The organism is Pseudoselenomonas caprae (genome assembly GCF_008271345.1).
Taxonomy (GTDB): domain Bacteria; phylum Bacillota; class Negativicutes; order Selenomonadales; family Selenomonadaceae; genus Selenomonas_A; species Selenomonas_A caprae.
Window position 1 is genome coordinate 58,996 of the sequence record NZ_VTOZ01000012.1, and the last position, 25,775, is coordinate 84,770.

Genomic DNA, 25,775 nt, shown 5'->3' on the forward strand with positions numbered 1-25,775 from the left:
GATTTTTATGTTGGCGGCAGAGGAAAATTGGAATTGGCTTATCGGGCAAGCCTTGCGGGAGGTAAGGCAAGGCAATGTAGCAGCTGGCCGGTCGTCGGCGGTGGTACGGTTAGCCGACTGGCTGCTTGACCGGTCAATCTCGCAGCGGGCAAGCGACCTGCATCTCGAGCCTCTCGCCACGGGCATGCGGCTGCGCTACCGCATCGATGGGATTCTGCAGCAGGCAGCCGAGCAGATACCTCTGGAGCTTACTGCGCCGCTGCTATCGCGGCTGAAAGTCATGGCGGGGATGGATATTGCCCAGCACCAGCGGCCTCAGGATGGACATATCCGCTATGACGATGGCAGGGGGGCGGGGCTGGACATCCGCGTATCGGTCATGCCGGTGCTGCATGGCGAGATGATGGTGCTTCGCTTCATGGATTTGGACGAGCAGCTTCTGCGTGTGGCCGAGCTCGGTTTTTCCCTGGCCAATCAGCAGAAATTCGAGCAGCTGATCCATCGTCCCGCAGGCCTGCTCGTCATCGCGGGGCCGATGGGAGCAGGTAAGACGACGACGCTTTATGCCGCCCTCAGCGAGCTCAACCAGTCGGAGTGCAGCCTGCTTACGCTGGAAGATCCCGTCGAACGGGAGCTGCCAGGTGTCAATCAAGTGCAGATCAATCCGAAGGCAGGGCTGGACTATGTGACGGGACTGAAGGCGGCCTTGCGGCAGGATACCCAGGTGGTGCTGCTGTCAGAGATCCGCGATGCGGAGGCGGCGGAGATGGCTGTGCGCATCGGCCTGACAGGTCATCAGGTCATGACGACACTGCATACGGAAACGGCAGCGGCCGTGATCTTCCGCCTGCTGGAGATGGGGATTGCGCCCTATCTCCTGGCAGCAACGCTGTCGGGCATTGTCGCCCAGCGCCTGGTGCGCAGGATATGTCCGCACTGCCGGGAAGAATACCAGCCGGAGCCTGAGGCACCAGAGACTCTGCTGCTGGGGAAGAGGTATCGGCGCGGGGAGACCCTATGGCGCGGCCGTGGCTGCGCGGCGTGTGGCGGTACGGGCTACCGCGGGCGGCTGGCACTGCACGAGATCCTGCTGATCGATAGTGCAGTCCGTCAGGCCATCCTCCAGACGGGGAGCCGGCAGGAGATAGAAAGGCTGGCCCTGCAGCAGGGGATGCAGACCCTTTGGCAGGATGGTGTTGTCAAGGCAGAGCAGGGACTGACAACGCTGGCTGAGGTCAAACGAGTGCTTTATGGTTGATGGGGGAAGAAATATGCGCATTGTCATCACAGATTCTTATGAACAGATGGGAATGGAGGCCGCCAATATCGTGGCCGGCCAGATCTATCTGAAGCCCGATAGTGTCCTAGGGCTGGCTACCGGCAGCACGCCTGTGTCGATGTACGAGCGCCTTGTGGCTGTGCATAAGACCGTAGGCTTGGATTTCTCGGAGGTGACAACCTTCAATCTTGACGAATACATCGGAATGAGCCCGGACAATCCGCAGAGCTATCATTACTTCATGCAGGAATATTTCTTCCGGCATATCAATATCCGGCCGGAGAATGTCCATATCCCCGACGGCATGGCCAAGGATATGCTGGCAGAAGGTGAACGCTACGAGAAGCTCATTGCAGCGAAGGGCGGCATCGACTTGCAGGTGCTCGGCATCGGTCAGAATGCTCATATCGGCTTCAACGAGCCAGACCTGAAATTTGCGGCGACCACACATACGGTGGAGCTCGACGAGGAAACCATCCAGGCTAATTCGCGTTTTTTCCAGGATGCTAGTGAAGTCCCGCGCTATGCCATCAGCATGGGGATAAAGACCATCATGATGGCTGAACACGTCATCCTGCTGGCAAATGGCCGCAACAAGGCCAAAGCCGTATACAAAGCAGTTTGCGGTGATGTGACGCCGGAGGCCCCTGCCTCGATCCTGCAGCTGCATCGCGATGTTGTTGTCATCGTAGACAAAGAAGCCGCAGCCCTGCTGCCGGAGCAGATCCGCGGTGTGACCATCACGCGCAAAGGCTAGCCGTTTTTGCCGATTGCGTCATGGGGGCGTTATACCACAATAATGAAGTTGTCAATAATAGTTGACACATTTTTTACAAAAAATTCTTTTAGGTCCGTTGTAATATGAATCTTGTTCTTGTCGCACCGAAATCTGATTATACGAGCCCCATCACGCAGGCGAAATACACGAGCATTGTCATGGCCCTTATCGTCATGCTGATACTCTGCGTCGTGCTCATCGGCATTTTCAACCGCCGGGTGGGCAACCCCATCGGGCATTTGATGGAGGAAGCCGGGCAGATTGTCGATGGCAATTTGACCGGTCGTGTCAAGGTCGCAGCCAATGACGAAACGGGTGCTTTGGGCGGCTCGCTCAACCATATGATTGAGAATCTGCGCAAGGTCATCAGTCATGTAACCGATATGTCCCAGCAGGTGGCTGCTGCCAGTGAACAGCTTACGGCAAGTGCTGACCAGTCGGCACAGGCTTCGCATATGGTCGCAGATAGTGTTGTTACTATTGCCGAGGGGGCCAGTGAGCAGGCGATAGGAGCTGGCAGAGATGTCTGGGCAGTCTCTTTCTTACGCTATGGGTTTCTGTTTGCATTATGGCGATTGATAAACCACCGATTCCCTGTGGCAGCATTATTTCTATTGCCTATCTGTTCACTGTGGTGGGGGTTCCTGCGGAGGCGATTTCGGTCATCTTTTGTGTAGAGCCGATTGCTGCCATGTTCAACGGGGTCTGCAATGAAAGTGCCAATATCACGACTACCTTTATTTTGGCCAAAGAGAATCATATGCTGGAGAAAGAGAAATACTTTGCTTGAGGACGTGAAAAATTTTCAGCGGTGCGGGTTTGGTCATGGAAGAATACAGTTTTGAGCAGCACCGATGAATTTGTAAATCGCCGAATTCTTGTCCAGAGCTGATTGCTGACGATAATAGATGCCCATGGGGGCGTGGGGGGATTCTTCCCAGGGGAGAAAGACAAGCTCCTTATGGTGCGGGGCCAAATGGCTGGGAATCAGGGAAAAGCCTGCGCCTGCCAGGGCGAGATTATAGGCTTCACTGGTTGTGGCACAGAGGATGTTATCGAGTTCATCGTTGACCGGTACGATATGATGACCGCGGGAAAAGACATGTTTTAACAAATAAGGTGGAATATCAATGATCTGGCGATAGGGCCAGAAATCCGCAGAGGAGACGCTTTTTTGGCGTCTCTTTTTGCATTTCTGCGCTAATGGATGCTGCTTATTTACCACACAGACAAAGGCATCATCGCAGAGCTTTTGAAAGGCAATAGCATCATCGTGGAATTTGGCATCTTTCATGCCGATGACCAGATCTAGCTGATTGGTGGTCAAGCGGTGCAGGTTGGCGTCGGTCTGGTCAAGCATGAGTTCGGGCACGATATTGGTATTTTCTGCCAGAACGGGGGTGAGAATCTTGCTGATCAGGCAGTTGGCATGAGAATCGGCATAGCCAATGCGCAGAACCGTGCGCTTTTGCTGATGGAAGGTGGAAATCCATTCCAGCGAATGATAGTAGAGCGACAGCATCTGCTGGGCATCGTCCAAAAATTGAAAGCCCACCGGTGTCAGGCTGACGGAACGCGTGGTCCGGTTGAAGAGTTTGGCATTGAGTTCCGTTTCCAGACTTTGGATCTGGCGGGATACCGCCGGCTGAGATAAGGAAAGCTGTTCTGCCGTTTTGGCGTAATTCAATGTTTTGGCTAACGTCGTAAAGCATTCTAATTGCTGCATATTCATAAGCGTCACCTCTTGTGTTTCATGATACCATAATTAATACGCTTTGTGCATAAATGATGAGATAATTGCATTTCACAAAAGAATTTCTGCCTGTTATGATGTTCCTGTAAGCGCAAAGCCATAATAGTTGAGAAAGGATGATGTATCATGGCGCTTACAAATCTGGCAGGATGGAAGCCTACCGCGATTTTTATGCCGCCGACCCGCAGTGCTGGGCAGCGCAGTGTTTTATCGGTAAGGAGCGTTAATTAAGTATGCATTTTTCGAGTGGTATCAATCATCCTCCTTATGAAAGCACTACCCCCCTATGGCAACAATGAAAAAGTCGGCCATTATGTACAGGCCGGCGATGGAAGGTTTTTTGCAGGTTGACCGGTCAAATTTGACAGGCAGCAAGAAAGTAGCGTATAACAGGCACTGATTGAAAAAGGAGTTATTGACCATGAATAACAGCGAGGAAAAACAATTACTGATTGCGTTTGAAACGATGATCAATACAGCGGATGAAGCTTTGGCGGAAAAACTGATCGCTCCAGATGCCATCTTTTACGCACCGACACAGCCAGAGCCGTTGGTGGGGCCTAAAGGGTATCTGGCGATTGTGCACATGATGCGGTCGGCGTTTTCCGATGTATCATGGCATATGGAGGACTGCGTGACCGAACCGGGGAAAATCGCTGTGTGCTGGACCTGTACGGGAACGCATGATGGTAATTTTATGGGGCAGGCGGCTACGGGCAAGAAGTTTAAGGTTCGCTGCATGAACTTTTACCAAATAAAAAACAGCCAGTTCGTTTCGGATACTGGCTGTCCGGATATTTTCGGTATCCTTATGCAGACAGGGTTGTTGCCTGTTTGAGATTCTATGGTATGTTCCGGGAGGGGATACCACTTTTGCGTGATTGTCGATAAATGTATTCTCTATACGAAAAATTTCCCCAAAGAGCAAGATATACGCCTATTGCCTATTTACATGTCTCTGTTTATTTGAGGAGGTTCGTTATCCTTATGGGCGTCATCTGTCACCGGCGGCCGCTGCTTTGCGGAACTTTCGGGAAAATTTTACAGGGAAAAACAGGTAATAGAGCGAATAGCAATATTGTTAGAAAATTATCCGTGAGGAAGGAATGATTTTATGAACAGAACGATTCGTGTTTTCCTGTGCTGGGCAGCGCTGATGCTATTGACCGCCGGAACGGTTTTTGCAGGGCATTTGGACGATATTGCCGCCAGAGGTACCATCCGTATCGGTACGACTGGTGATTACATTCCGATGTCTTATCTAAATCCTAAGACAGGCGTCTACGAAGGCATTGATGCGGAACTTTCGCAGCTGATTGCTGACTCTTTGGGCGTGAAAATCGAGTATGTGCCCACGAGCTGGCCAACGCTTACCGCAGATACGCTGGCTGGGAAATTTGATATCGCCCTGTGTGGTATTTCCCGAAATTATGCACGAGCCAAGACCATGGCCATGTCGGATGCCTATGGCGAAGGTGCTTTCGGTAAAACCATTCTGTGCCGGAAAAGCGATGCCAAGAAATATCAAAGTCTTGCCGACATTGACAAGCCGGAGGTGCGTGTCATGATCAATCCTGGCGGCACCAATGAAAAATTTGCCCATGCAAATCTTAAAAAGGCCAAGCTGATCGTTCATCAGGATAATGCTGACATTCCCCAGCAGGTGGCAGAGGGCAACGCCGACATCATGATAACGGAAACGGTGGAGGCTGCCCGTTATATCGAACGGAATGACAAATTGGCTGCGCCACTGATGAAAGCCCCCTTCACCCGTCATTCCTGCGGTATACTCATGCAAAAAGGCGACCAGGAGTTTTTGAACTATATCAACTTTGTCTTGGCAGAACTGAAAATGGATGGAACCTTAGCAAAGTTGGAGCAGAAATATCTGTATCGGTAATTAGGGGAAAACTATGCAGGCTATATGGATTTTTTAGGGGTTAAGGCAGGTAAAAGCTGCTACTATAGCGAATATAACCAATGGTATTTTTACAAACAGAAAGAGGCGTGCGATTGTGAAATCATTCAAGAAAAAACTACTGGCTGGTGCATTATCTGCTATGGTATGCTGCAGCTTTGCTTACGAGGCAGAGGCGGCAAGCCCGGAAGCGGTTCGTACGATTGGTGTGAGCCGTGATGTAGATTACTTGGTATTCGTCAACAAAACGCATAAGCTGCCGGACGATTATGAGGCAAAACTGCCGCTGATTACGGTGAAGAATGCGTTTGGAAAGGAATTCCAGATTGAGCCGGAAACCTATCAGCATTTTGAGCAGCTGCGCCAAGCCCTGAAGAAAAAGGGGATTCAGATTGAGCTGGATTCTGTCTATCGGAGTGTAGCCCGTCAAAAGGAAATCGTGGCCGAATTTACCCAAAAGTATGGGGCCGACTATGTGAAGCAGTATGTAGCGGTTCCGGGGTATTCTGAGCATCATACGGGCTTGGCTGTCGATATCTGCCTGGTCGTGGACGGAAAGGTTATTGATGATAATGACGAAATGATAGCGCAGAAGGAAATTTTTGCGCAGATACACCCACTGTTGGCAGAATATGGCTTTATCCTGCGTTATCCGCAGGGAAAGGAAAGTATCACAGGCTACAGTTATGAACCTTGGCATTTCCGCTATGTTGGCAAGGAAACTGCAAAGAAAATCAGTGATGCAGGTTTGGTACTAGAAGAATATTTAAGATAAAATAGACATATTGCGGGGAACTGTCTAAGCCTAGAGATTCGTCACGGAAAAAGCGTGGCGAATTTTTTTGCGATTTATATTGACATGGTGTCATTTTGGCCGTATAATGCAATCAAGATAAGTTACACGATGTCATTTTAAAGAAAGTAAATTGCAGGAGGCTGTTTATGCCAAAGGTTTCGGAAGAAGTATTGCTCGCGCGGCGCGAAGAGATTATTGATGCATGTGCCAAGCTCTATGAGACGATGAATTTCAAGGATATTACGCTCAAAGAGATTGGCAAGGTAACGACCTTTAACCGCACGGCTATTTACAACTATTTCAATACGAAGGAAGAAATCTTTCTCGCGCTGATGCAGCGGGAGTATGATTTGTGGGTGGCTGACCTGGAGCAGCTCGTGTCTGCGCACGATTCGTTAAGTCATGATGAACTGGCGAAGGCCTTGTCCCGTTCTTTGGAAAAGCGGTCACGGCTGTTGAAGCTTCTCTCCATGAATCATTTCGATATGGAAGGGAATAGCCGCTATGAGAATCTGGTGGAGTTCAAGCGTTCCTATGGCAAGTCCATGCAAGCGGTGCGTCATTGTCTGGATAAGTTTTGCCCGGAAATGGATGAAGAGAATAAACAGAGCTTTATCTATGCGTATTTTCCTTTTATCTATGGGATTTACCCCTATGCCGTGGTTACGGAGGAGCAGAAAAAAGCGATGGCCGAAGCGGGCATTGATTATAAGTATTTGTCCATCTATGAGATTTCCTATAATTGCCTGCGGAAGCTGTTAAGCGTGGATTGAGGAGGGATACCTTGAAGCGGCGTGATTTTCTCAAAGCTGGTATTGGCGGGGCTTGGTGATATTACGCAGGAAAAGACGGTCATATCCGGATAAATTTGGCTTTGTGGCAGCTCTGCCGTTTCCGAGCAGTGAGGGCAGCATTGCAGAAATACGCTATGCGATGGATAAGCTGGGGGCTTTGGGCGTGAAGGTTCCGAGCAATGCCAGGGGCATTTATCTGGGGGATGCACGTTGGGAAGCGATTTGGCTGGCAAAAATATATTGCCAAAATTCGCAAGAATCAATGTTTTCATGATAATGTGTATGTGTAAGGAGAGATGACGATGAAGGTTTTAGTTATTCATGGCAGTATGAGAAAAAATGGCAACACGGGAATCCTCGCAGATGAATTTATCCGCGGCGCACAGGAAGCTGGGCACGAGACGGAGAAAGTAGAACTGCGGGATAAGACGTTCGGTGACTGCTTTGGTTGCCGTGCCTGCCACAATAATGGCGGCACCTGCGTGCAGAAGGACGATATGGCCGAAGTGCTCGAAAAGATAAAGGCTGCAGATGTTATCGTTCTGGCATCCCCGCTCTATTACTTTACCTGGACTGGGCTCATGAAGCGGTTCCTGGACCGTACCTATCCCTTGCTGCCCATTCTGAAAGACAAGGATTTTTATCTGCTTACCCTGGGTGGCGTACCGGATAAGAAATTCATGGACAATATCCTCTCGGATTTTGCTATGTATGTGGGTTGTTTCAAGGAATTCAATCAGGTGGGCGTGCGCAATGCAGGTGCCGTTATCGGCACTTCGGCTTTGGCCCCCGGTGCTATTCGTGAATCGGCAGCCATGCAGGAAGCCTATGAAACGGGCAAGAATTTGTAAGGGGGAAGAAATATGTTTATCATCAATCAGGTGTTAAAGGCAGACAAGATCCCGGCAGGCAAGGGTGAGGAGCTCTTCAAGCAGCATATTGCCTGGTTTACCAAGCATTTTGAGCAGGGCGATTTCCTGCTGGTGGGGCCATATACTGACAAGGAAATGGCCGGGATTATGATTACCGGCGCAGAAACTCGTGAAGCCGTGGAAGAAATCCTGCGGGACGATGTGTATTACGCGGGCGGTATGGCCGATTATGAAGTGCGTTCCTTTAAGGCCGCGATGATTGCACCGTCCCTGGCTGATTGTGCAGGCAAATAAGCAGCGGCATTGAGGAAAGGAAATCCTTATGAACAGACGGGAATTTATACAGCTTGCCGGCACAGGTGCCATGACCTTGTTTCTTTCCGGCTGTGGTCTGGGCGCTCTGACTGGCGAAAAGAGCAGTAAGGAAGCAAAAGAATTTGTACCGGGAAGTGTTTCGGGAGGAAAGAACATGAAGATTGTGGTGATTACCAGCAGCCCCCATCCGCAAAATGAGTCCACCTCGATTTATCTGGCAGACAGGTTCACCGAAGGGGCGAAAAGCGCCGGTCATGAAGTCTTTACCTTTGATGCGGCGCATGAGGAAACGCATCCTTGTCAGGGGTGCGACAAATGCGGCATGGATGGTCCCTGCGTGTTCAAGGATGCCATCGAAAATACGCTGATGCCCAAGATGCTGGCCGCTGACCTTATCGTGCTGACCACACCGCTATACTACTTTGGCATGTCGGCCCAGTTAAAGACAATCGTAGATAGGTTCTATTCCCGTACGGGGAAACTGCATGGCAAGAAATCCATTATGATGGCTACGGCCTATAACAGTGCCGATTGGACGATGGAAGCACTGGCCAATCATTATGAAACGCTGGTGCGCTACATGGAATGGCAGGATGTCGGGCAGGTTTGGGCGACAGGCTGCGGTGCCCGCAGTCTGGTGGAAAAGTCGTCCTTTGCCGATATGGCATATAAGATCGGCGCTAACTTGTAAGAGGGGGAAGATGCAATGTACGGGAAACAAAAAATTGCGGCTTTGCTTGCTAGTGTAAGTTTTTGGCTGGCTTCCGTAGCCGGGGCAGCGCCGGCCTGGTCATTGCCTGCTGATGGCTTGCAGCTCGATAATTCGGCCAAGCAGGCTTATGTGGCGGCGGAAATGGAAAAAATCAAGCATCCTACAGGGAAAAAAGCAGGTTATATAGCGCCGGATGGCTGGCAGCATGAAAAATTCCTGCTCAAGGGGGTTAAAACGGAAAAACTGGTAAATCCTGCGGGGAATCGTGAGACGGTTCTATTGCAGCTGCATGGCGGCGGCTATGTCCTGGGACAGAGCGATAATCATCGCAAGCTGACGGAAAAATACGGCGTTCTCGCAGAGGCAGGCGAGATGTATATGGTCGATTATCGCCTGGCACCCAAGGATACTTATCCAGCAGCCTTAGACGATGCCGTGGTGGTTTATAAGGAGTTGCTGGCACAGGGAAAATCGGCGGATAAGATCATCGTGGCCGGCGATTCGGCTGGCGGCAATTTGGCGTTGGCGTTGTCCCTGTACTTAAAAGAGCATAAATTGCCACAGCCAGCTATGCTGCTCTTGATTTCGCCTTGGACAACCGTGGAAAATAATCTGCCCTCGCGCAAGACAAATGCGGAACGTGATTTGATTCTGGGAAAAAATAATCCCTTTATGTTCAATGCCGTAGCTAAGCCGGCTTACAGTAAGGGCTATAAGGCAAAAGATCCGCGCCTGTCGCCAATTTATGCAGATCTATCGGAACTGCCTCCCATGCTGATTCAGACTGGTGGCTATGAATTGTTCTTAGACGAGAATCTGGCTTTGGCGAAAAAAGCTGCGGACGATGGTACTGATGTGACTATTACCATTTATCCGGGGATGTCCCATGAATTTGCTCTGCTCATGCCGGATTTGCAGGACAGTGTGAAGTCGTTTGCCGAAATTCGAGATTTTGTAAAGCGGCATCTGCACAAATAAAGGCTTGACTTGTAGTTCACTTCAAGTGGTAGATTAATAACGTAATAGACAAATCGTGAAAGGGGATAATGATATGCGAAAACTATGGATTGCCTGTTTGGGCGTGTTGATGATTCTAGGATTGGTGGGCTGTGGCACAGAGTCGGGCAAGACGGCAGAAAAGGCGGTATCGGCACCTGCGCAGAGTGCACAGGCAGACAGCAAGGTGCCTGCGGCCAAAGGCAAGATCCTCGTAGCGTATTTTTCGGCCACGGGCAATACCCGTACGCTCGCTGAGAATACGGCTAAGGCTCTGAATGCTGATCTCTACGAAATCCGTCCGGAAGTTCCTTATAGCAAAGAGGACTTGAACTATAATGACGAAACTACCCGTGCCACGGTGGAGCAGAAAAACGATAGTGCCCGCCCGAAACTTGCGGATAAGAATGCGCCGATAGCTAATTACGATACCATTGTACTGGCTTATCCTATCTGGTGGGGACAGGCACCGCGTATCATGGATACCTTTGTGGAAAGCTATGATTTCACGGGTAAGAAGTTGACAGCTATCTGCACCTCCGGTGGCAGCGATATCGGTACGAGTGCTGACTATCTGCAGAAGCTGACCAAGGGTAAGGCGGAATGGAAGCCGGGCAAGCTGTTCTCGCCGCAGGCTAAAGCAGAAGAAATCAAAAGCTGGTTTAATGAGTTGGGCTTATGAACTAGCTCCCATAGCTGTATTGACAATAATACGTTAGCGTATTAATATTAAGTACGTTAACGTATTATTTTATTGCGATAGGAGCATAGGAATGACGATGCGGATTGATGATACGCTGGGCTATCTGATATGCCGAACGGCGCGAAAGGTTCACCGCCATATTGAAAAAATTTTCAGCCCCTATGGATTGACAGTAGAGCAGTGGGTGGCGATGAAGATATTAGCCGAAAAACCGGATGTCAGCCAAAAAGAGTTGGCCATGCAGATGAAAAAAGACCCCAATACGGTCAAGGCAATCGTGGATCGACTAATAAAGAAAGATTATGTAAAAAGAGAGCAAAATCCAGTTGATCGCCGGGCTTTTCTGCTACAGCTGACCGTAGCTGGCCGGTTGCTGGTGGATAAACTGGCTGCAGCAGATGAGCAGGAAAATCGGCAGCTAGAGCGGGAATTAGGGGAGGCTGATACAGCCAATATGAAGAAAATGTTAGTACAGATTGAGGAAATGATTCGCGAATGAACAAACTTTGGACACCGGAATTTTTGAGTATGGGAGGCTGTAATTTTCTGGTTTTTATGAGCCAGTATATTATGGTTGCAGCTTTGCCAATTTTTATTATGGATGATTTGCAGGGCGGAGAACTGGAAGCTGGCATGGCGATGACCTTTTTCCAGATTGGGACTGTAGTTTGCCGTCCGTTGGCTGGCCGGCTTATCGACAGCATGAATAAACGTTCGTTGTTGTTTGTGACTACACTTTGTTTTGGACTTGTCATGCTAGGGTTCAATTTTTTTCAAACCCTTACAGGGATTTATAGTCTGCGCCTGCTGCATGGTGTGATTTTTGCGCTGGCGACTACGGCAGCGGCGGCAATGGCTGCTATGGTATTGCCTGTGGCGCGTAAAGGGGAGGGCATTGGCTATTTTGCTTTGACAACGAATCTGGCCATGGTCGTGGGGCCCTTGCTGGGACTGGTTATTATCGGCGGCTGGGGGGCAGAGGCTTTTTTCCTTTTCATGGTGATTCTGGCCGTATTCACGTTTTGGGTGGCAAATCATCGGCGCTTGCCGGATCATGTTATCTTACCGGTGAAAAAAACGCGGCAGGGTATCAGTATCCATGACTTTATTGAACGCAAGTCTGTGGTGATGTCGTCTATTGGTGGTCTGGTATTCTTTGCGTATGGCGGCGTGCTGACGTTCATTCCGCTTTATGCGAAATCTTTGGGATTGCAGCAGGAAACTAGTATGTTCTTTGCCGTATTTGCTGCTGTGATTGTGTTGACTCGGCCTGTGGTGGGCAGGATATTTGATGCCAAGGGCCCGGATTATACGATCTATCCTGGCTTCTTGTGTTTTGCATTGGGAATGCTGCTTTTCGGTCAGATTTCAACGATGACGGGACTTTTGCTGTCGGCGGCAGTTCTTGGTTGTGGCTTTGGCGCATTGAGTCCTGCTTTTCAGACATTGGCGATTCAGAGCGCACCACTATCGCGTAGTGGTGTTGCAACGGCAACGTATTTCTGGTCGCTGGATATCAGTGTCGGGCTTGCGGCTGGCTTGTTAGGATTGGTCGCGGCTGGCTATGGCTATACGTTTATGTACAGTGTAATCTGCACAGGCGTCATTGCGGTGGCCGCTGGGTGTTACTTTGCATGGAATAAGTATCAGCAAAAAGTTGGTAACTGTCCGATTGCAGGGGCAAGTAAATGAGTGAAAAAACCTCTTATGGCAAATGTCATAAGAGGTTTTTTTCGTGGGAAATCATTTTTGGTGATTCGGGCAGTTCTTGGTCATGATTTCTTCATAATGGGCAATTTTGTAGTCCAGCCGTTTCATGGTGGCCTTTAATTGCTCATACTGCTTCTGCAGGCGGGCGCGCTGTTCGACGAGGATTTCCTTGCGGGCTTCTTCAGTGCCCTCCTTGAAAAACAGATCAACATATTCAATCAGGGCTTCAACCTGCACACCGGCATTGCGCATACATTTGGAAAACTCCACCCAGCCACAGGCGGCATCGTCAAAATCGCGGATGCCGTTTTCTTTGCGGGGGACATGGGGAATGAGGCCAATGCGCTCGTAGTAGCGGATGGTATCGGCAGACAAATCGTACTTTTCGCTGACTTCCTTGATGGTCATAAAATCACCTCGTTGTCAAATTTTTATCATATATTGTAAGTTTAGCATTTGGAGTGGACTCGAAGTCAAGCGGAAAAAAAAGGTACAGCGGTTCATGGCGATGGCAGGAACGGCGCCAATCTGTGCTTATTGAGGGATTTCTAGTTAGCGGTGATGCTTTCAGATATTGACGTCGAATTCTTCTTGCAGTGCGGCAAGGAATGCTTGGGAAGCTTTGGAAAAAACCTGATTTTTTTTCCAGACGATAGAGGGTTCTGTGAAAATAGCTGGTTCCAGCGGGCGGGTGCAGAGAATGGTGCCATTGGTGTTGATGAGTTCATCGAAAGAGATGGCATAGCCCATGCCTTCCTTGACCATCAAAGTGGCATTGTAGAGCAGTGTATAGGAACCTGCGATATTTAGTTCTGCCAGCGGTTTTTGCAGCCAGGCCAGCAGTTCATCGCCATGGGTGCTGTTCGAAAGCGTCTGGCGGGAGAATAGTAAGGGCTGCTGCCATAAATCCTCGGCTTGGATGGCTTCCTTTTGGGCAAGAGCATCATCCTGACGCAAGACCAGCACCCAGCGGTCACGGACGGGTAAGGGCAGTTCCTGGTATTTAGCCGGGTCGAGCCGTCCATAGACAAAGGCAAAATCAATCAAACCCCGCTCCAGCCGTGTCATGGTGGTGGCACCATCGCCACTGACAATATGAAAGCGTAGGCCCGGATATTTCTGCCGCAGCTGTTGTGCCACCTTCATGACGAGGCCGAAGTGAATGGACTCGCCAGCGCCAATGCGGATATCGCCGCTGATTTCGTCGTGGCGCAAAAGCTCGCCAGTGGTTTTATCCACCAGTGACAGGATTTCTTCAGCGCGGCGGCGCAGCAGCTGACCCTCTTCTGTCAGCAGTATGCGCCGTGGCTCACGGATAAGCAGCTGCTTTGCAAATTCGTCTTCCAACTCTTTTAATTGGCGGGATAAGGTGGGCTGAGACAGATGCAGTTTTTCTGCCGCCCGCGAAAAACTTTCTTCCTGTGCTACGGTAAGAAAGTATTTAAGTACTCGCAGCTCCATATGGTTCCACTCCTTTGCCTGGTTTTTTCTCTATCTTACTATGAGAAATCTATTACTGTAAAGCATAGATCGAGATTTTATATAAGCATTAGTATTGGATAAGTGGAGAATATATAATGAAGGCAGAGAGGAAGTGGGGATATGAGTCATGAAAACATAAAGAACAAACAAGTGCTGCTGTTTATTCTGGCCACAGGCGTGTTCGGCATTTTGAATACGGAAATGGGCTTTATCGGTATACTGCCCTATATTGCTGAAACTTATCAAGTAACGGTTGTGCAGGCCGGCTGGCTGATTAGTCTCTTTGCGCTGGGCGTGGCCGTGGCGGGGCCGACCATGCCGCTATTGTTGTCACGCTTTGATCGCAAACATCTGATGGTCTTTATCCTGGGACTGTTCACGCTGTGCAATGTGATTGCCGTCTTTGCAGAAAGCTTTTGGGTACTGCTTGCCGTCCGGGTGCTGCCGGCTTTTTTCCATCCGGTTTATTGTTCCATGGCGTTTACGGTGGCGGCGGCTTTGGCTAAACCGGGCGAAGAACCTAAGGCTGTGGCGAAAATCAATGCCGGGGTGGCAGCGGGGATGGTAGCCGGTGTGCCCATCAGCAACTTTTTGGCAGAGCAGTTTTCGCTCGCGGCATCCATGGCCTTTTTCGCATTGGCGACCTTGGTGGTGCTTCTGCTGACTATTTGGCTGGTACCATCCATGCCGGTGCAGACGGCTATGAGTTATGGCAGCCAGTTGGCGGTCTTGCGCAAGCCGATGCTTTGGGTGTCTATTATGGCCGTGATTTTTCTCAACGGTTCGATTTTTGGCGTGTTCAACTATCTGACCGAATATCTGGGTGTTGTCGCTGGCGTAGCTCCGTCCTTGATCAGCATTTTGCTGTTTGCCTATGGAATCTGCAATATTTTGGGCAGTATGCTGGCGGGACATCTGCTAACGGTGCGGCCCTTGCCCGTGGTCAAGATCTTTCCGCTGGTGGTAGCCGTAATCTATATTGCCCTGTTGGGCGGCGGCAGCGCTTGGCCGTTGATGGGGCTTATCGTAGTCATTTGGGGCATTTTGGGCGGGATCAATGCCAATATCAATCAGTACTGGATGGCAAATGCCGCACCGGAAGCGCCGGACTTTGCCAATGGCCTGTTCCTGACGGCGGCTAATATGGGCTGTGTGCTTGGAACTACGGTCAGCGGTCATTTTATTGATGTTTGGGGCACGCAATATGTGGTACTGGGCGGTCTGCTGTTCTGCCTGCTGGCCGCACTGACGGTCTGGGGCCAATGTTACTGCAAACAGGTGCATACGTCGCTGATGGTTCAGTCTGAGCATTGAAGATGTTGATTGCTATGTCTGGCAAGCATAGTAATATATTTTTTATAAGTATTAGTAATTACAAAACAGAATCGCTATAATGAAATCAAGCAAAAGGATAAACGGTGTAAGTGAAGTGAGGAGAATAGAAATGTTGAAGAAAATAATCAAAAACAAAAAGATGGTCTTGGCCGCGCTGGTGGCAGGCGTGATGTCTTTGGGAATCATGGGAAATGGTGTACAGGCAGCAGATAAAGGAGTGGCAGGGATGAAGTCGGCAGAAGTTAAAAGCGACAGAATGATTAAAGCCGAAAAATTGCAGCTGACGCAGGAATGGGACAAGGTGTTCCCCAAGAGTGACAAGGTGGACCATCGCAAGGTAACTTTCGTCAACCGCTATGGCATCACCTTGGCAGCCGATATGTATGTGCCGAAAAATGCGCAGGGAAAACTCCCGGCCATTGCGGTAAGCGGCCCCTTTGGTGCCGTCAAAGAGCAGTCTTCCGGTCTCTATGCGCAGGAAATGGCTGAGCGAGGTTTTTTGACCATTGCGTTTGACCCGTCATTTACCGGGGAAAGCGGTGGTCAGCCAAGATTTGTGGCTTCGCCGGATATCAATACGGAAGATTTTTCTGCAGCCGTTGATTTCCTGTCCGCGCAGGATAATGTAGACGCAAATCGGATTGGCATTATCGGCATTTGCGGCTGGGGCGGCATGGCACTCAATGCGGCAGCCAGCGATACCCGCATCAAGGCCACGGTGGCTTCGACCATGTATGATATGAACAGAGTTACCGCCAATGGTTACTTTGACTATGAAAAAGACAAGGAAACGTTGCAAAAAGAACGCTATGCTAACCGCGAGGTCCTGAATGCCCAGCGTACGGCGGATTATAAGGCCGGTTATTACAAGAACTCCGGCGGTGTGGTTGACCCGCTGCCGGCTGATGCGCCGCAGTTCGTGAAGGATTATTATGTTTACTATAAGACGGAGCGCGGCTATCATTCCCGTTCACTGAATTCTAACGGCGGCTGGAATCAGACATCGGCCCTTTCATTTATGAATATGCCGATTCTGTCCTATGCCGATGAAATCAAGAATGCCGTTATGGTTTTGCATGGTGAGAAAGCCCATTCCCGTTACTTTGGCGAAGATGCCTTCAAAAAGCTCAAGGGTGATAACAAGGAACTGGTGATTGTTCCCGGTGCGTCTCATGTTGACCTCTACGATAACAAAGCCAAGATTCCCTTTGCGAGAATTGAGGCATTCTTTCAGCAGAACTTAAAATAAAATGCTTGAGTTGGAGTCTGCTTCAAGTGATAAGGTAAAGTCACGATAACATGACATAGAGATGTAAGTGAAGTAAAGGAGAATAGAAATGTTGAAGAAAATTGGCAAAAACAAGAAGATGGTTTTGGCTGCTCTGGTGGCAGGCGTGATGTCCTTTGGCATTATGGGGAGTGATGTGACGATGGCAGCAACGCCGGCTAAAACTTTAGCAACAGCTTCGCAGATGCAGCGTTCATCCATCAGCGAGCTGGACAATGACACCCGTGTATTCAAGATTGACAACTCCATTGAAGCCAAGAATGTGAAGTTTGAAAACCGCTTTGGTTTTGAAGTGGCTGGTCATCTGTATCTGCCGAAGAATTTTAATGCCAGCAAGCAGTACAAGGCCGTAGTGATTACCGGGCCTTTTGGTGCGGTGAAGGAGCAGTCCTCCGGCCTGTATGCGCAGGAGTTTGCCAAGCATGGTTATGTGGCCGTAGCCTTTGACCCCTCCACCACCGGTGAGAGCAGTGGCAGCCGCCGCAATATGGGCTCCCCGGAAATCTTCACAGAAGACTACCATGCCGCTGTGGATTTCGTTTCCAATCTGAAATTCGTGAACCCGGATCAGGTAGGGGCTATGGGCATCTGTGGTCTGTCCGGTATGGCTATCACGGCTGCCGGCAGTGACAGCCGTATCAAGGCCGTGGCAACTTCGGCGATGTATGATATGAGTGAAAGCATCAGCGACCATTATAATGGGGCTTACTACACGCCGGAACAGCGGGGAATCGTGAAACAGCATCTGGCTAAGATGCGCAATGAAGAAGCCAAGAGTGGCAAGGCTATCCGTGGTGCGCATGAGCTGGGCGTAGATGCCAAGGGCAATGTGGAAACCTTCGATACCATGTTCCCGGATAAACTGCCTGCCGATGCTAGCCCTGTCATCAAGGATTTCTTTGGCTACTATGTAGGCCGCGCGTTCCATCCGCGCGCCATCAACTCCAACAAACTAGCCTGGGATTCGGTGACGCCATATGGCTTCTTTGACTTCAAACTCATGAGCAATATCGATGAACTGGGCAAGACACCGGTTATGCTGATTACCGGCGACAAGGCACATTCCAAGTATTTCTCCGATAATGTCTATGCGGCCATCAAAGGTGAGAAAGAAGAAATCGTTGTTCCTGGTGCTACCCATGTAGACCTCTACGATCAAATGGACAAGATTCCTTTCGACAAGCTGTTTGCCTTCTTTGATAAGAATCTGAAGTAATATCCAAAATGCCCTGCAAATGTGCAAGATTTTGCAGGGCATTTTTTAGCAGCACTTGACTTGGAGTATACTTCAAGTGCTAAAGTAAAATAAAAACATGTGTATGGAGGAGAGCTTATGAGCAAGAAGGTAATTGTTATATCTACGAGCCTAAGAAAAAACAGCAATTCCGAGGCTTTGGTCACGGCTTTTGCCGAAGGGGCCAGAGAGGCCGGACATACGGTGGAGCAGATTTCCCTGCGTGATAAGACCATAAATTTCTGCAAGGGATGTCTGGCCTGCCAAAAGACCATGCAGTGTGTGATAAAGGACGATGCCAATGAAATCACGGCTAAAATCGGTCAGGCGGATGTGGTCGTTCTGGCAACGCCGGTCTATTACTATGGTATGTGTGGCCAGTTAAAGACCTTGCTGGACCGGGCAAATCCGTTGTTTCCCTCGGATTATCGTTTCCGTGAAGTTTATCTGCTGGCTACGGCGGCAGAGGATGAAGCAGATACCGTAGCCGGAACCCGCGTCGGCGTGCAGGGTTGGGTAGACTGCTTTGACAAGGCCGAATTGAAGGAGACGATTTTCTGTGGCGGTGTGACGGACACAGGTGATATTGCTGGCAATGCCGCACTGGAAAAAGCCCGACAGGCTGGCAGGAATATTTGAAGTCTGCAAAATAATGCCTTGCAGTTGTATTTGCATAAGGAGAGAGGACAATGCCAAACCGGAAAATCATAAGTGTGGTCATGCTGGCGGTGATGCTGCTGCTATCCGGCTGCACAGGTGCGCAGGAGACTACTGCGGATACTGGCAGTAAGGCGGGCGAGGCTGTCCCACAGGAAAATAAATCCGTGGCAGAACCAAAGAAGGAGCAGGCGATGAAACTCATCATTGATGATAAAGTTGTTCCCGTTACCTGGGAACAGAATGCTTCTGCGGCGGCATTGCAGAAACTTTTGCCGTTGACCATCGAAATGTCAGCTTATGGCGGCTTTGAGCAGGTGGGGCCTATCGGTCAAAGTATTACCAGCGCAGATAGGCAGATAACTACCCAATACGGGGATATTGTCCTCTATGCAGAAAATAAGCTGGTTATCTTTTATGGTTCCAATTCCTGGGCTTATACGCGGCTGGGACATATTGACATGTCAAAACAGGAATTGACTGCTTTATTGAACCGCGATGGCGTAACGGTGCAGCTTGTGACGGAGTGAAGCAGAATTAGGATTGACAAAGATGTTTTTTTGCTCTATTCTAAAAAAAGAATATGAATTGACACCTGTTGCTACCGGGTAATGGGAAAAGCGTCATTTTCTTATCGTTAGGTCTTGGCAGATAAGAAAGTGGCGCTGTTTTTGTAGGAGGGAAATTATGTTTCGGAAGATGCGAAGATTCAAGCAGCAGCTGACAGAGGAAGAATGCAAAGAAGTGCTGAGAGAAGCGAAGCGGGGCGTGTTGTCCATGCTGGGGGACGACGGCTATCCCTATGGTATCCCCATGAATCATTGGTACTGCGAGGAGGACGGTATCCTTTATTTCCATAGTGCCAAGGAAGGACACCGGATGGATGCCATAAGGGCCTATGACAAGGTGAGCTATTGTGCTTACGATGAGGGTTGGCAAAAGCCTGGGGAATGGGCGCTCAATATCCGTAGTGTAGTTGTCTTTGGACGGATGCAGCTGGTGACGGATGAGGAAAAGATTCGCAAAATCTGCAGCTCGCTGGTGCGAAAATTTACCGCTGATGAAGCGTACTTGGAACAGGAATTGAAGCACGCTCTGCCCCGCGTGCAATGTCTGGCGCTGATTCCCGAGCATATGACCGGCAAATTGGTCAATGAATCGTAAATGGAACGTCAAAGATGCATGATATATGGAATCCGTGGCATGGCTGCAAAAAAATCAGTCCCGGCTGCGCCAACTGCTATATGTACACGCTGGATAAGCAACGGGGAAAAGATGGGGCGGACATTTACCGGACGGAGAATTTTAACTATCCCTTGCAGAAAGACCGCCATGGCAGCTATAAAATAAAAAGCGGCGAACTCATCCGGGTATGTATGACTTCGGATTTTTTTCTGGCAGAAGCAGATAGATGGCGGGCAGAAGCCTGGGAAATCATGCGCCAGCGGCCGGATGTCATCTTTTATCTGCTGACCAAGCGCCCAGAACGGGTGGCTGACTGCTTGCCGCAGGATTTTGGCAGCGGCTGGGAGAATATTTGGTTCAATGTTACCTGTGAGAATCAAAAGATGGCCGATATCCGGCTGCCGTTGCTTAAGGAGCTACCCTTCCGGCATAAAGGCGTGATGTGCGCTCCGCTGGTTGGGGCCGTAAGCCTGAAACCGTATCTGGAGGAAGGTTTTATCGAGCAGGTTATCTGTGGCGGCGAGAATTATGAGGGGGCACGGCCATGCAGCTATGATTGGGTGCTGGCTTTGCACCAAGAGTGCCGGTCGGCTAATGTATCCTTTTCGTTTATAGAAATCGGTTCGCATTTCATAAAAGATGGCAGGCATTATCGCTTGACCAGCAAGCAGAAACAGGCTGAGCAAGCCTTTCGGGCAGGATTGAATTATGTAGGCAGGCCCATGAACTTTGCTTTATGCTACAGTATTGGCCTGCCGGTTCCACCAGAAGATCGCTATCAACCGGTTTATGATGGACCGCACTGCCATGCCTGCGGCAGCAGGCTGATTTGCAATGGCTGTAGTCATTGCGGCAAATGCAGTGAATCTGTAGAGAAAAGAATATAGCTCGGAAGAAGAAGTCTTGCCTATGGTAAACCTGGAACAACGGCGTTATAATTGCTTATTTATTCTGAAGCATGTTAGGAGGCGGCAGAAATCCGTATGATAATATATTATTATTCAACGACAGGCAATTCACTTTATGTGGCCAGAGAATTGCAAAAATCTTTGCCGGACGTAGAGTTGCGGTCATTGGTGACCGCTGGGCAGGAAGAAGCACCAGTGGTTGATACTGACTGTGTGGGCTTTGTCTTTCCGATGCACTATTTTGGCCTGCCCCTGCAAGTGGAGGAGTTTTTACAAAAGCTGACGCTGGCAAATTCGCCGTATGTTTTTGCTGTTGCGACCTGCGGTGTGCCCTATTGGGGCACACCATTTATGGATATGGAAAAGATACTGGCGGCTAAGAATTGTCAGGTTCAGGCGAAATGGTATGTACGGCTGGTATCGAACTACATTCCTTATCGGGACATTGCGGCTGACTGGCGAATAGCGATACGGGCATGGCTGGCGGAGAAGAAAATAAGGAAAATAGCCAAAGCTATTGCTGGCAGAGAGCATCATGATACCTGGCAGCTGCTCAAAAAATTCTGCCAGAGCTATCACGATAAATGGCAGGCCCGGCAGCAGTCGATAGATGAAAACTTCCAATGTGACAAGGAGAAATGCACGGCTTGTGGCTTATGCGAAAAAATCTGTCCCAGGGATAATATAAAACGCCCCAATGGTCAGCCTGTATGGCAGCATAAATGCGTAGAATGTCTGGGCTGCCTGCATATCTGTCCGGTCAAAGCTATTGACTATGGCGACATAACCAAGGGGCGTAAACGGTACAGGCATAAAGAGGTGAAAGCCGCAGATTTACTGCGTGGCATATCAGCAGCAAAGTGAGTGTATAAAGTTTGCAGTATTATTCTGCGCAGCCCTGCTCGAGTTTTAGCAGGGCTTGTTTCATTTCCAGGCCCCAGGCGTAACCAGTCAATGAGCCATTGCTGCCGATAACGCGGTGGCAGGGGATGAGGATGGTCAGGGGATTAGCACCTACAGCTTGGCCTGTTGCTTGCAAGGCACGTGGTTTACCGATAGCCTGGGCAATATCTTTGTAGGTAACTGTCTGTCCATAGGGAATTCGGGCAATTTGAGCCCAGACCTGCTTTTGAAAAGGTGTACCGGTAAGTTCATATGGCAGAGAAAAATCTGTACGCTTGCCGGCAAAGTATGCCTGTAACTGGGCATAGGCTTCGTCACTGAGGCATGTGGGATGATTTTTTTCGTCCTGTTGGGACACAAGGCTGATGCGGATAAGTGTTTCATTAGCTATGCCTGTTTTCAGCAGGCCGAATGGAGTTTGATAAAAAGCGTAAGTGGTCATAATGTTCTCCCTGCTTTATGATAAATAAGAAAATTAACAAAACAATACAAAAGTATTATAATGTATGATGGGAAAAAGATAAATATCTGTAATATAGGGGGCCATAGAATGAGGGGATCTATGCGTAAAATGTTTTGTCTGGGATTGGCGGCTTTATCCATGGGGATAGCAGTGCCGGGAACAATGGCGGCAGAAAAAGCAGCCATCAGCTTGCCACAGAAGATGGCCGGTGGTGAAACCGTAGAGGTTTATTATCGTAAAGGCTTGCCGGTTTCGGCAGCGCGTGCCCGTGCTGCCGGATTAAAACAGGAAAAGATGGTTCTGAAAGCAGGGTCGATCCGCCGGGAGGGGTCTAAGCCTCTTACCTGCGATATTTTGTTTGAAAAAGATGTGCCAGTCACTTTGCGTGACGGCACGGTTATCTATACGGATATTTTCCGGCCGGCAGATGAGGCAAAGCATCCGGCCATCATGGCCTGGAGTCCTTACGGCAAGGAAATCGGCGGCCAATGGCTTGACGATGTGCCGGGACGGGCTGGTGTCCCGCAGGCGGCAACTTCCGGCCTGGAAAAATTCGAAGCGCCGGACCCGGCCTATTGGGTGGCGCAGGGTTATGTCATCATCAATCCCGACAGCCGTGGGGCATATCATTCGGAGGGCAATTTAAACTATTGGGGCAGCCAGAATTCCCAGGATGGCTATGATACGATCGAGTGGGCAGCCAAGCAGCCTTGGAGCAATGGCAAAATAGGCATGTCCGGCAACTCCTGGCTGACGGTTTCGCAGTGGTTTATCGCAGGCGAGCAGCCACCGCATTTAGCAGCCATTGCACCATGGGAGGGCTTTGTCGATCATTTCCGCGAGACGGCTAATCGTGGCGGCATTCCGAATCCCGTATTCCCAGAGGGGATTTGGGAAACTTTTGCCAGCCAAAATTATATTGAGGACCAGCCGCGTATGGTGGTGACGCATACACTGCTCGATGCCTATTGGCAGGATAAGATTGCCAAACTGCAGAATATCCATATTCCGGCCTATGTGGTAGCCAGCTTCACCAATCCGGTGCATACACACGGTACCTTTGCCGGTTTCCGTCAGATTCCCAGCAAAAATAAATGGCTGCGTGTGCACAATACCAATGAGTGGGCTGACTATTATCAGCCGGAACATGTGGAAGATTTGCGCAAGTTCTTCGATCATTATTTAAAAGGCGTAGCCAATGACTGGGAGAAGACGCCGCGGGTGCGGCTATCGGTCCTTGACCCTGGGCATAAAGATGTGGTGGACAGAGTCGAGCAGGAATTTCCTTTGGCCAGAACGCAGTATAAGAAATTATATCTGACTGGTCAACAGACTCTTAGCTGGGGAAAAGCGGCCCAGGAACAGGTGGTCAGCTATGATACGCAGGCTGAGCGGCCTGCTGTCGATTTTGTACTGACCTTTGACCAGGATACGGAATTGACGGGCTATATGAACCTGCATACGTATGTAGAGGCAGACGGTGCTGAGGATATGGAACTGCAGGTTACGGTGCAAAAACTCGATAAGGATGGCAAGGTTATCGCTGACCCCATGACGCATATGCCCACCGTTTCCGAGGGCTATCTGCGTGTATCCCAGCGGGCCTTGGATAAGCAAAAATCCACGCCTGCTGAGCCGGTCTTGAAACATACCCATGAGGATTTACTGCAAAAAGGTGAGATTGTGCCGGTCGATATTGGTATCTGGCCCATGGGCATGAAATACCATGCTGGCGAAAAACTGCAGCTGACTATAGCGGCCTACCAGCCGCCTAAGGCCGACAGTGTACCGCCGTTTGGTGTGGCAAAGATTGCTGTGCCTGAAAAGGGGTATACTTTTATGCCCGGCGAGAAGCCGGCCATGAAAATCTTGGGCGGCAATCATACCGAAGTCACGCACCCGAATCTTGCGGTCAAGGCACCAGCCACACGCAATAAAGGGAAACACCTTATCCATGTGGGTGGCAAATATGACAGCTATCTGTTAGTGCCAGTCGTGCCAGAAAAGTAAGAAGAAAATACGTTAAAAATCCACGGGAGCATTGCTGCGCACCGTGGATTTTGCGGTGAAGATGTCTGCTATCAATACCACGGAAATAAAACTTTTACAAAAAGATTGTAAAAAAACAAATAAAAGTCACATAGAGGTCACAAAGGGGCCGTATAATCAAAAGCGTGTTATAGGTAGTCACGATTATGTGTATGATAGGATAAAGGAGAGAGTGAAATGAGCTTACATGGTATCACGAAGGGAACCCCGCTGGAGAAAATGGCAGAAATGATGGCTTTGGGCGAAGCCAAGGGCACGATGATGTATTATACGTTGGCGCGCCTGGCTAAAGAGCAGGGGCTTGACGATGTGGCTGAGCAGTTTATCGAGGCGGCAAATCAGGAGGCAGTCCATGCCGGTTTCTATGCCACAGTAAACGGCATGCTGCCCAAGAATTTCTGGCAGCTCGTGCGCGGCTTGATGAGTGCAGAAACCAGCGGTGAAAAGAAGGTCAAGGCTATGGCCGATAAATTCCGCGAAGCAGGTTTTGCCGAAGCTGCCGATGAAATGGAAATCTTTGCCAAGCAGGAAGGCCATCATGGCGTTGTTTTGGCGAAGATTTTGGAAAAGCATTGCCCGGGACTTTTGGAAGCTGCCGGCAAGAAAATCTATGTCTGCTCGGTCTGCGGCTATGAGCATGTCGGTGACTTGGAGGCGGAACCGGATGATTTTGCCTGCCCGCTCTGCGGCCAGCCGAAGAAGGTATTTAAGCTGAAGGATTGAGGTGACTTTTGACTGTGACAGATCAGGAAGTAATTCAGGCGTTTCATATTATGTAGGACAATTTCCCCGAGCTGGTGACCATCACTCAGCGGAGCCGGGAAATCTCCACTTCAGCGTAGGCCAGGTGGCTGAGTATCAGGAAATCAAACGCTAAAAAATAGCCTGACAGGGCGCATAGCTTTGTCAGGCTATTTTTTGCAGAGCAGGTAATCTTTGGCTGGTGTCGAAGAATACATTAAGTATTTGTGTATTGGTTGATGGGAGGATTTAACGATGAAGAAAGTGATTGCTATAAATGGCAGCCCGCGGCGCAACGGCAATACGGCAGAACTCTTGCAGCAGGCCTTGCAGGGCGCGCAGGAGGCTGGTGCGGAAACGGAACTCATAAATCTCTACAGCCTGAACTTCAAAGGCTGTATCAGCTGTTTTTACTGCAAACGCAAGGACAAGGAGCATGGCACCTGCGCAATGAAGGACGATTTGACGCCGGTTATCGAGCGCATCAAGGAAGCCGATGCCCTCATAATGGGTGTGCCAGTCTACTTTATGAATCTTTCTTCCGGCATGAGCGCCTTTATCGAGCGGCTGCTGTTTTCCAATTACATTTACAGCAACGAAATACCGACGGTATTTCCGAAGTCTCTGCCCAATGCCTTTATCTACACCATGAATATGACCGAGGAGCATGTCAAGCAGTTTGGCATGCGGGAAAAATTTGCCGTTCACGAAGGCTTTGCGAGCAAAATCCTGCGGGCGGAAACCAAGACGCTTTATGCGTACAATACGACCCAGTTTACCGACTATGACAAATATGAGTCTTCGATCTTCGATCCTAAGGCCAAAGCAGCCTATCGTGAGGAGATGTTTCCCCAGCAATGTGCAGCGGCTTATGAATTAGGGAAAAGTTTGCTTGAGCGCTAAT

The 25,775-nt window shown here is 49.6% G+C and carries 30 protein-coding genes; 26 read left to right on the top strand and 4 right to left on the bottom strand.

What is annotated here, in order from left to right:
- Positions 1-7 precede the first annotated feature (7 nt).
- From FZ041_RS07135 to FZ041_RS14965, 4 genes are all read left to right on the top strand, one after another.
- Entirely contained in the window at positions 8-1,258 is a 1,251-nt protein-coding gene (locus FZ041_RS07135; RefSeq protein WP_149189075.1) for a GspE/PulE family protein, read from the top strand.
- 13 nt (positions 1,259-1,271) lie between these two features.
- Positions 1,272-2,036 (top strand): glucosamine-6-phosphate deaminase, encoded by a 765-nt coding sequence (gene nagB / locus FZ041_RS07140; RefSeq protein WP_149189076.1) that lies wholly within the window; start codon positions 1,272-1,274, stop codon positions 2,034-2,036.
- Positions 2,037-2,140: 104 nt separating this feature from the next.
- Positions 2,141-2,734, top strand: a complete 594-nt coding sequence (locus FZ041_RS07145) for a methyl-accepting chemotaxis protein (RefSeq protein WP_149189077.1) — start codon at positions 2,141-2,143, stop codon at positions 2,732-2,734.
- Complete coding sequence (locus FZ041_RS14965; RefSeq protein WP_369407317.1) at positions 2,647-2,847, top strand: hypothetical protein; 201 nt, start codon at positions 2,647-2,649, stop codon at positions 2,845-2,847. The genes FZ041_RS07145 and FZ041_RS14965 overlap by 88 nt, the downstream gene beginning before the upstream one ends.
- Before the next feature lie 33 nt (positions 2,848-2,880).
- Here the strand turns inward: FZ041_RS14965 and FZ041_RS07155 are convergent, their stop codons facing one another.
- A complete protein-coding gene (locus tag FZ041_RS07155) occupies positions 2,881-3,789 on the bottom strand; it encodes a LysR family transcriptional regulator (RefSeq protein WP_149189079.1) in 909 nt (302 codons plus the stop codon).
- 442 nt (positions 3,790-4,231) lie between these two features.
- Between FZ041_RS07155 and FZ041_RS07160 the strand changes: the two genes are divergently transcribed.
- From FZ041_RS07160 to FZ041_RS07215, 11 genes are all read left to right on the top strand, one after another.
- A complete protein-coding gene (locus FZ041_RS07160) occupies positions 4,232-4,648 on the top strand; it encodes an ester cyclase (RefSeq protein ID WP_075442651.1) in 417 nt (138 codons plus the stop codon).
- A 276-nt stretch (positions 4,649-4,924) separates the two neighbouring features.
- Positions 4,925-5,710 carry a transporter substrate-binding domain-containing protein gene (locus tag FZ041_RS07165; protein ID WP_149189080.1) on the top strand — a complete coding sequence of 262 codons (786 nt, stop codon included), beginning with the start codon at positions 4,925-4,927 and terminating at the stop codon, positions 5,708-5,710.
- Positions 5,711-5,825: 115 nt separating this feature from the next.
- On the top strand, positions 5,826-6,503 hold the full coding sequence (locus FZ041_RS07170; protein WP_075442653.1) for a M15 family metallopeptidase: 678 nt from the start codon (positions 5,826-5,828) through the stop codon (positions 6,501-6,503).
- A gap of 167 nt (positions 6,504-6,670) precedes the next feature.
- Positions 6,671-7,297 (top strand): TetR/AcrR family transcriptional regulator, encoded by a 627-nt coding sequence (locus FZ041_RS07175; protein WP_149189081.1) that lies wholly within the window; start codon positions 6,671-6,673, stop codon positions 7,295-7,297.
- 323 nt (positions 7,298-7,620) lie between these two features.
- Entirely contained in the window at positions 7,621-8,169 is a 549-nt protein-coding gene (locus FZ041_RS07185) for a flavodoxin family protein (RefSeq protein ID WP_149189082.1), read from the top strand.
- Positions 8,170-8,181: 12 nt separating this feature from the next.
- The gene (locus FZ041_RS07190; protein ID WP_149189083.1) at positions 8,182-8,484 is read left to right on the top strand and encodes a YciI family protein; all 303 of its coding nucleotides are present in this window, start codon (positions 8,182-8,184) and stop codon (positions 8,482-8,484) included.
- A 28-nt stretch (positions 8,485-8,512) separates the two neighbouring features.
- Positions 8,513-9,196 (top strand): flavodoxin family protein, encoded by a 684-nt coding sequence (locus FZ041_RS07195; protein ID WP_149189084.1) that lies wholly within the window; start codon positions 8,513-8,515, stop codon positions 9,194-9,196.
- Positions 9,197-9,211: 15 nt separating this feature from the next.
- On the top strand, positions 9,212-10,195 hold the full coding sequence (locus FZ041_RS07200) for an alpha/beta hydrolase (RefSeq protein WP_149189085.1): 984 nt from the start codon (positions 9,212-9,214) through the stop codon (positions 10,193-10,195).
- Between the two features lie 73 nt (positions 10,196-10,268).
- Positions 10,269-10,895, top strand: coding sequence for a flavodoxin (locus FZ041_RS07205; protein WP_149189086.1), 627 nt, complete (start codon positions 10,269-10,271; stop codon positions 10,893-10,895).
- A 91-nt stretch (positions 10,896-10,986) separates the two neighbouring features.
- Positions 10,987-11,415: a MarR family winged helix-turn-helix transcriptional regulator gene (locus FZ041_RS07210; protein ID WP_149189087.1), complete on the top strand. Its 429-nt coding sequence runs from the start codon at positions 10,987-10,989 to the stop codon at positions 11,413-11,415.
- Complete coding sequence (locus FZ041_RS07215) at positions 11,412-12,608, top strand: MFS transporter (protein WP_149189088.1); 1,197 nt, start codon at positions 11,412-11,414, stop codon at positions 12,606-12,608. The genes FZ041_RS07210 and FZ041_RS07215 overlap by 4 nt, the downstream gene beginning before the upstream one ends.
- Positions 12,609-12,659: 51 nt before the next feature.
- Here FZ041_RS07215 and FZ041_RS07220 read toward each other — a convergent pair whose 3' ends face one another.
- Both FZ041_RS07220 and FZ041_RS07225 read right to left on the bottom strand, forming a co-directional pair.
- Entirely contained in the window at positions 12,660-13,034 is a 375-nt protein-coding gene (locus FZ041_RS07220; protein WP_075442660.1) for a MerR family transcriptional regulator, read from the bottom strand.
- Between the two features lie 159 nt (positions 13,035-13,193).
- On the bottom strand, positions 13,194-14,087 hold the full coding sequence (locus tag FZ041_RS07225; RefSeq protein WP_149189089.1) for a LysR family transcriptional regulator: 894 nt from the start codon (positions 14,085-14,087) through the stop codon (positions 13,194-13,196).
- A 141-nt stretch (positions 14,088-14,228) separates the two neighbouring features.
- On the opposite strand from FZ041_RS07225, the gene FZ041_RS07230 reads away from it, so the two are divergent.
- The 8 genes from FZ041_RS07230 to FZ041_RS07265 all read left to right on the top strand — a co-directional run bounded on the left by FZ041_RS07230 (position 14,229) and on the right by FZ041_RS07265 (position 21,579).
- Positions 14,229-15,422 (top strand): MFS transporter, encoded by a 1,194-nt coding sequence (locus FZ041_RS07230; protein WP_149189090.1) that lies wholly within the window; start codon positions 14,229-14,231, stop codon positions 15,420-15,422.
- 130 nt (positions 15,423-15,552) lie between these two features.
- Positions 15,553-16,692, top strand: a complete 1,140-nt coding sequence (locus FZ041_RS07235; protein ID WP_149189091.1) for an alpha/beta hydrolase — start codon at positions 15,553-15,555, stop codon at positions 16,690-16,692.
- Positions 16,693-16,780: 88 nt separating this feature from the next.
- Positions 16,781-17,947, top strand: coding sequence for an alpha/beta hydrolase (locus tag FZ041_RS07240; protein WP_149189092.1), 1,167 nt, complete (start codon positions 16,781-16,783; stop codon positions 17,945-17,947).
- A gap of 117 nt (positions 17,948-18,064) precedes the next feature.
- Complete coding sequence (locus FZ041_RS07245) at positions 18,065-18,604, top strand: flavodoxin family protein (protein WP_149189093.1); 540 nt, start codon at positions 18,065-18,067, stop codon at positions 18,602-18,604.
- Positions 18,605-18,654: 50 nt separating this feature from the next.
- Complete coding sequence (locus FZ041_RS07250; protein ID WP_149189094.1) at positions 18,655-19,152, top strand: cyclophilin-like fold protein; 498 nt, start codon at positions 18,655-18,657, stop codon at positions 19,150-19,152.
- 157 nt (positions 19,153-19,309) lie between these two features.
- Positions 19,310-19,786 (top strand): pyridoxamine 5'-phosphate oxidase family protein, encoded by a 477-nt coding sequence (locus tag FZ041_RS07255; RefSeq protein WP_149189095.1) that lies wholly within the window; start codon positions 19,310-19,312, stop codon positions 19,784-19,786.
- A gap of 14 nt (positions 19,787-19,800) precedes the next feature.
- Positions 19,801-20,694 (top strand): DUF5131 family protein, encoded by an 894-nt coding sequence (locus FZ041_RS07260; protein ID WP_149189096.1) that lies wholly within the window; start codon positions 19,801-19,803, stop codon positions 20,692-20,694.
- A 96-nt stretch (positions 20,695-20,790) separates the two neighbouring features.
- The gene (locus FZ041_RS07265) at positions 20,791-21,579 is read left to right on the top strand and encodes an EFR1 family ferrodoxin (protein WP_149189097.1); all 789 of its coding nucleotides are present in this window, start codon (positions 20,791-20,793) and stop codon (positions 21,577-21,579) included.
- 19 nt (positions 21,580-21,598) lie between these two features.
- On the opposite strand, the gene FZ041_RS07270 is transcribed toward FZ041_RS07265, so the two are convergent.
- The gene (locus FZ041_RS07270; protein ID WP_149189098.1) at positions 21,599-22,060 is read right to left on the bottom strand and encodes a methylated-DNA--[protein]-cysteine S-methyltransferase; all 462 of its coding nucleotides are present in this window, start codon (positions 22,058-22,060) and stop codon (positions 21,599-21,601) included.
- A 120-nt stretch (positions 22,061-22,180) separates the two neighbouring features.
- Between FZ041_RS07270 and FZ041_RS07275 the strand changes: the two genes are divergently transcribed.
- The 3 genes from FZ041_RS07275 to FZ041_RS07285 all read left to right on the top strand — a co-directional run bounded on the left by FZ041_RS07275 (position 22,181) and on the right by FZ041_RS07285 (position 25,774).
- Complete coding sequence (locus FZ041_RS07275) at positions 22,181-24,091, top strand: CocE/NonD family hydrolase (protein ID WP_187626337.1); 1,911 nt, start codon at positions 22,181-22,183, stop codon at positions 24,089-24,091.
- A gap of 216 nt (positions 24,092-24,307) precedes the next feature.
- Complete coding sequence (locus tag FZ041_RS07280; RefSeq protein ID WP_149189100.1) at positions 24,308-24,853, top strand: ferritin family protein; 546 nt, start codon at positions 24,308-24,310, stop codon at positions 24,851-24,853.
- Between the two features lie 273 nt (positions 24,854-25,126).
- Positions 25,127-25,774 (top strand): flavodoxin family protein, encoded by a 648-nt coding sequence (locus FZ041_RS07285; protein ID WP_075442671.1) that lies wholly within the window; start codon positions 25,127-25,129, stop codon positions 25,772-25,774.
- Position 25,775 lies beyond the last annotated feature (1 nt).

What these genes read in the sequence shown, in the direction of transcription:
- FZ041_RS07135 (WP_149189075.1), top strand. Translation starts at nt 8, where the DNA reads ATGTTGGCGGCAGAGGAAAATTGGAATTGGCTTATCGGGCAAGCCTTG.
- nagB (WP_149189076.1), top strand. Translation starts at nt 1,272, where the DNA reads ATGCGCATTGTCATCACAGATTCTTATGAACAGATGGGAATGGAGGCC.
- FZ041_RS07145 (WP_149189077.1), top strand. Translation starts at nt 2,141, where the DNA reads ATGAATCTTGTTCTTGTCGCACCGAAATCTGATTATACGAGCCCCATC.
- FZ041_RS07155 (WP_149189079.1), bottom strand. Translation starts at nt 3,789, where the DNA reads ATGAATATGCAGCAATTAGAATGCTTTACGACGTTAGCCAAAACATTG.
- FZ041_RS07160 (WP_075442651.1), top strand. Translation starts at nt 4,232, where the DNA reads ATGAATAACAGCGAGGAAAAACAATTACTGATTGCGTTTGAAACGATG.
- FZ041_RS07165 (WP_149189080.1), top strand. Translation starts at nt 4,925, where the DNA reads ATGAACAGAACGATTCGTGTTTTCCTGTGCTGGGCAGCGCTGATGCTA.
- FZ041_RS07175 (WP_149189081.1), top strand. Translation starts at nt 6,671, where the DNA reads ATGCCAAAGGTTTCGGAAGAAGTATTGCTCGCGCGGCGCGAAGAGATT.
- FZ041_RS07185 (WP_149189082.1), top strand. Translation starts at nt 7,621, where the DNA reads ATGAAGGTTTTAGTTATTCATGGCAGTATGAGAAAAAATGGCAACACG.
- FZ041_RS07190 (WP_149189083.1), top strand. Translation starts at nt 8,182, where the DNA reads ATGTTTATCATCAATCAGGTGTTAAAGGCAGACAAGATCCCGGCAGGC.
- FZ041_RS07195 (WP_149189084.1), top strand. Translation starts at nt 8,513, where the DNA reads ATGAACAGACGGGAATTTATACAGCTTGCCGGCACAGGTGCCATGACC.
- FZ041_RS07200 (WP_149189085.1), top strand. Translation starts at nt 9,212, where the DNA reads ATGTACGGGAAACAAAAAATTGCGGCTTTGCTTGCTAGTGTAAGTTTT.
- FZ041_RS07205 (WP_149189086.1), top strand. Translation starts at nt 10,269, where the DNA reads ATGCGAAAACTATGGATTGCCTGTTTGGGCGTGTTGATGATTCTAGGA.
- FZ041_RS07210 (WP_149189087.1), top strand. Translation starts at nt 10,987, where the DNA reads ATGACGATGCGGATTGATGATACGCTGGGCTATCTGATATGCCGAACG.
- FZ041_RS07215 (WP_149189088.1), top strand. Translation starts at nt 11,412, where the DNA reads ATGAACAAACTTTGGACACCGGAATTTTTGAGTATGGGAGGCTGTAAT.
- FZ041_RS07220 (WP_075442660.1), bottom strand. Translation starts at nt 13,034, where the DNA reads ATGACCATCAAGGAAGTCAGCGAAAAGTACGATTTGTCTGCCGATACC.
- FZ041_RS07225 (WP_149189089.1), bottom strand. Translation starts at nt 14,087, where the DNA reads ATGGAGCTGCGAGTACTTAAATACTTTCTTACCGTAGCACAGGAAGAA.
- FZ041_RS07230 (WP_149189090.1), top strand. Translation starts at nt 14,229, where the DNA reads ATGAGTCATGAAAACATAAAGAACAAACAAGTGCTGCTGTTTATTCTG.
- FZ041_RS07235 (WP_149189091.1), top strand. Translation starts at nt 15,553, where the DNA reads ATGTTGAAGAAAATAATCAAAAACAAAAAGATGGTCTTGGCCGCGCTG.
- FZ041_RS07240 (WP_149189092.1), top strand. Translation starts at nt 16,781, where the DNA reads ATGTTGAAGAAAATTGGCAAAAACAAGAAGATGGTTTTGGCTGCTCTG.
- FZ041_RS07245 (WP_149189093.1), top strand. Translation starts at nt 18,065, where the DNA reads ATGAGCAAGAAGGTAATTGTTATATCTACGAGCCTAAGAAAAAACAGC.
- FZ041_RS07250 (WP_149189094.1), top strand. Translation starts at nt 18,655, where the DNA reads ATGCCAAACCGGAAAATCATAAGTGTGGTCATGCTGGCGGTGATGCTG.
- FZ041_RS07255 (WP_149189095.1), top strand. Translation starts at nt 19,310, where the DNA reads ATGTTTCGGAAGATGCGAAGATTCAAGCAGCAGCTGACAGAGGAAGAA.
- FZ041_RS07260 (WP_149189096.1), top strand. Translation starts at nt 19,801, where the DNA reads ATGCATGATATATGGAATCCGTGGCATGGCTGCAAAAAAATCAGTCCC.
- FZ041_RS07265 (WP_149189097.1), top strand. Translation starts at nt 20,791, where the DNA reads ATGATAATATATTATTATTCAACGACAGGCAATTCACTTTATGTGGCC.
- FZ041_RS07270 (WP_149189098.1), bottom strand. Translation starts at nt 22,060, where the DNA reads ATGACCACTTACGCTTTTTATCAAACTCCATTCGGCCTGCTGAAAACA.
- FZ041_RS07275 (WP_187626337.1), top strand. Translation starts at nt 22,181, where the DNA reads ATGCGTAAAATGTTTTGTCTGGGATTGGCGGCTTTATCCATGGGGATA.
- FZ041_RS07280 (WP_149189100.1), top strand. Translation starts at nt 24,308, where the DNA reads ATGAGCTTACATGGTATCACGAAGGGAACCCCGCTGGAGAAAATGGCA.
- FZ041_RS07285 (WP_075442671.1), top strand. Translation starts at nt 25,127, where the DNA reads ATGAAGAAAGTGATTGCTATAAATGGCAGCCCGCGGCGCAACGGCAAT.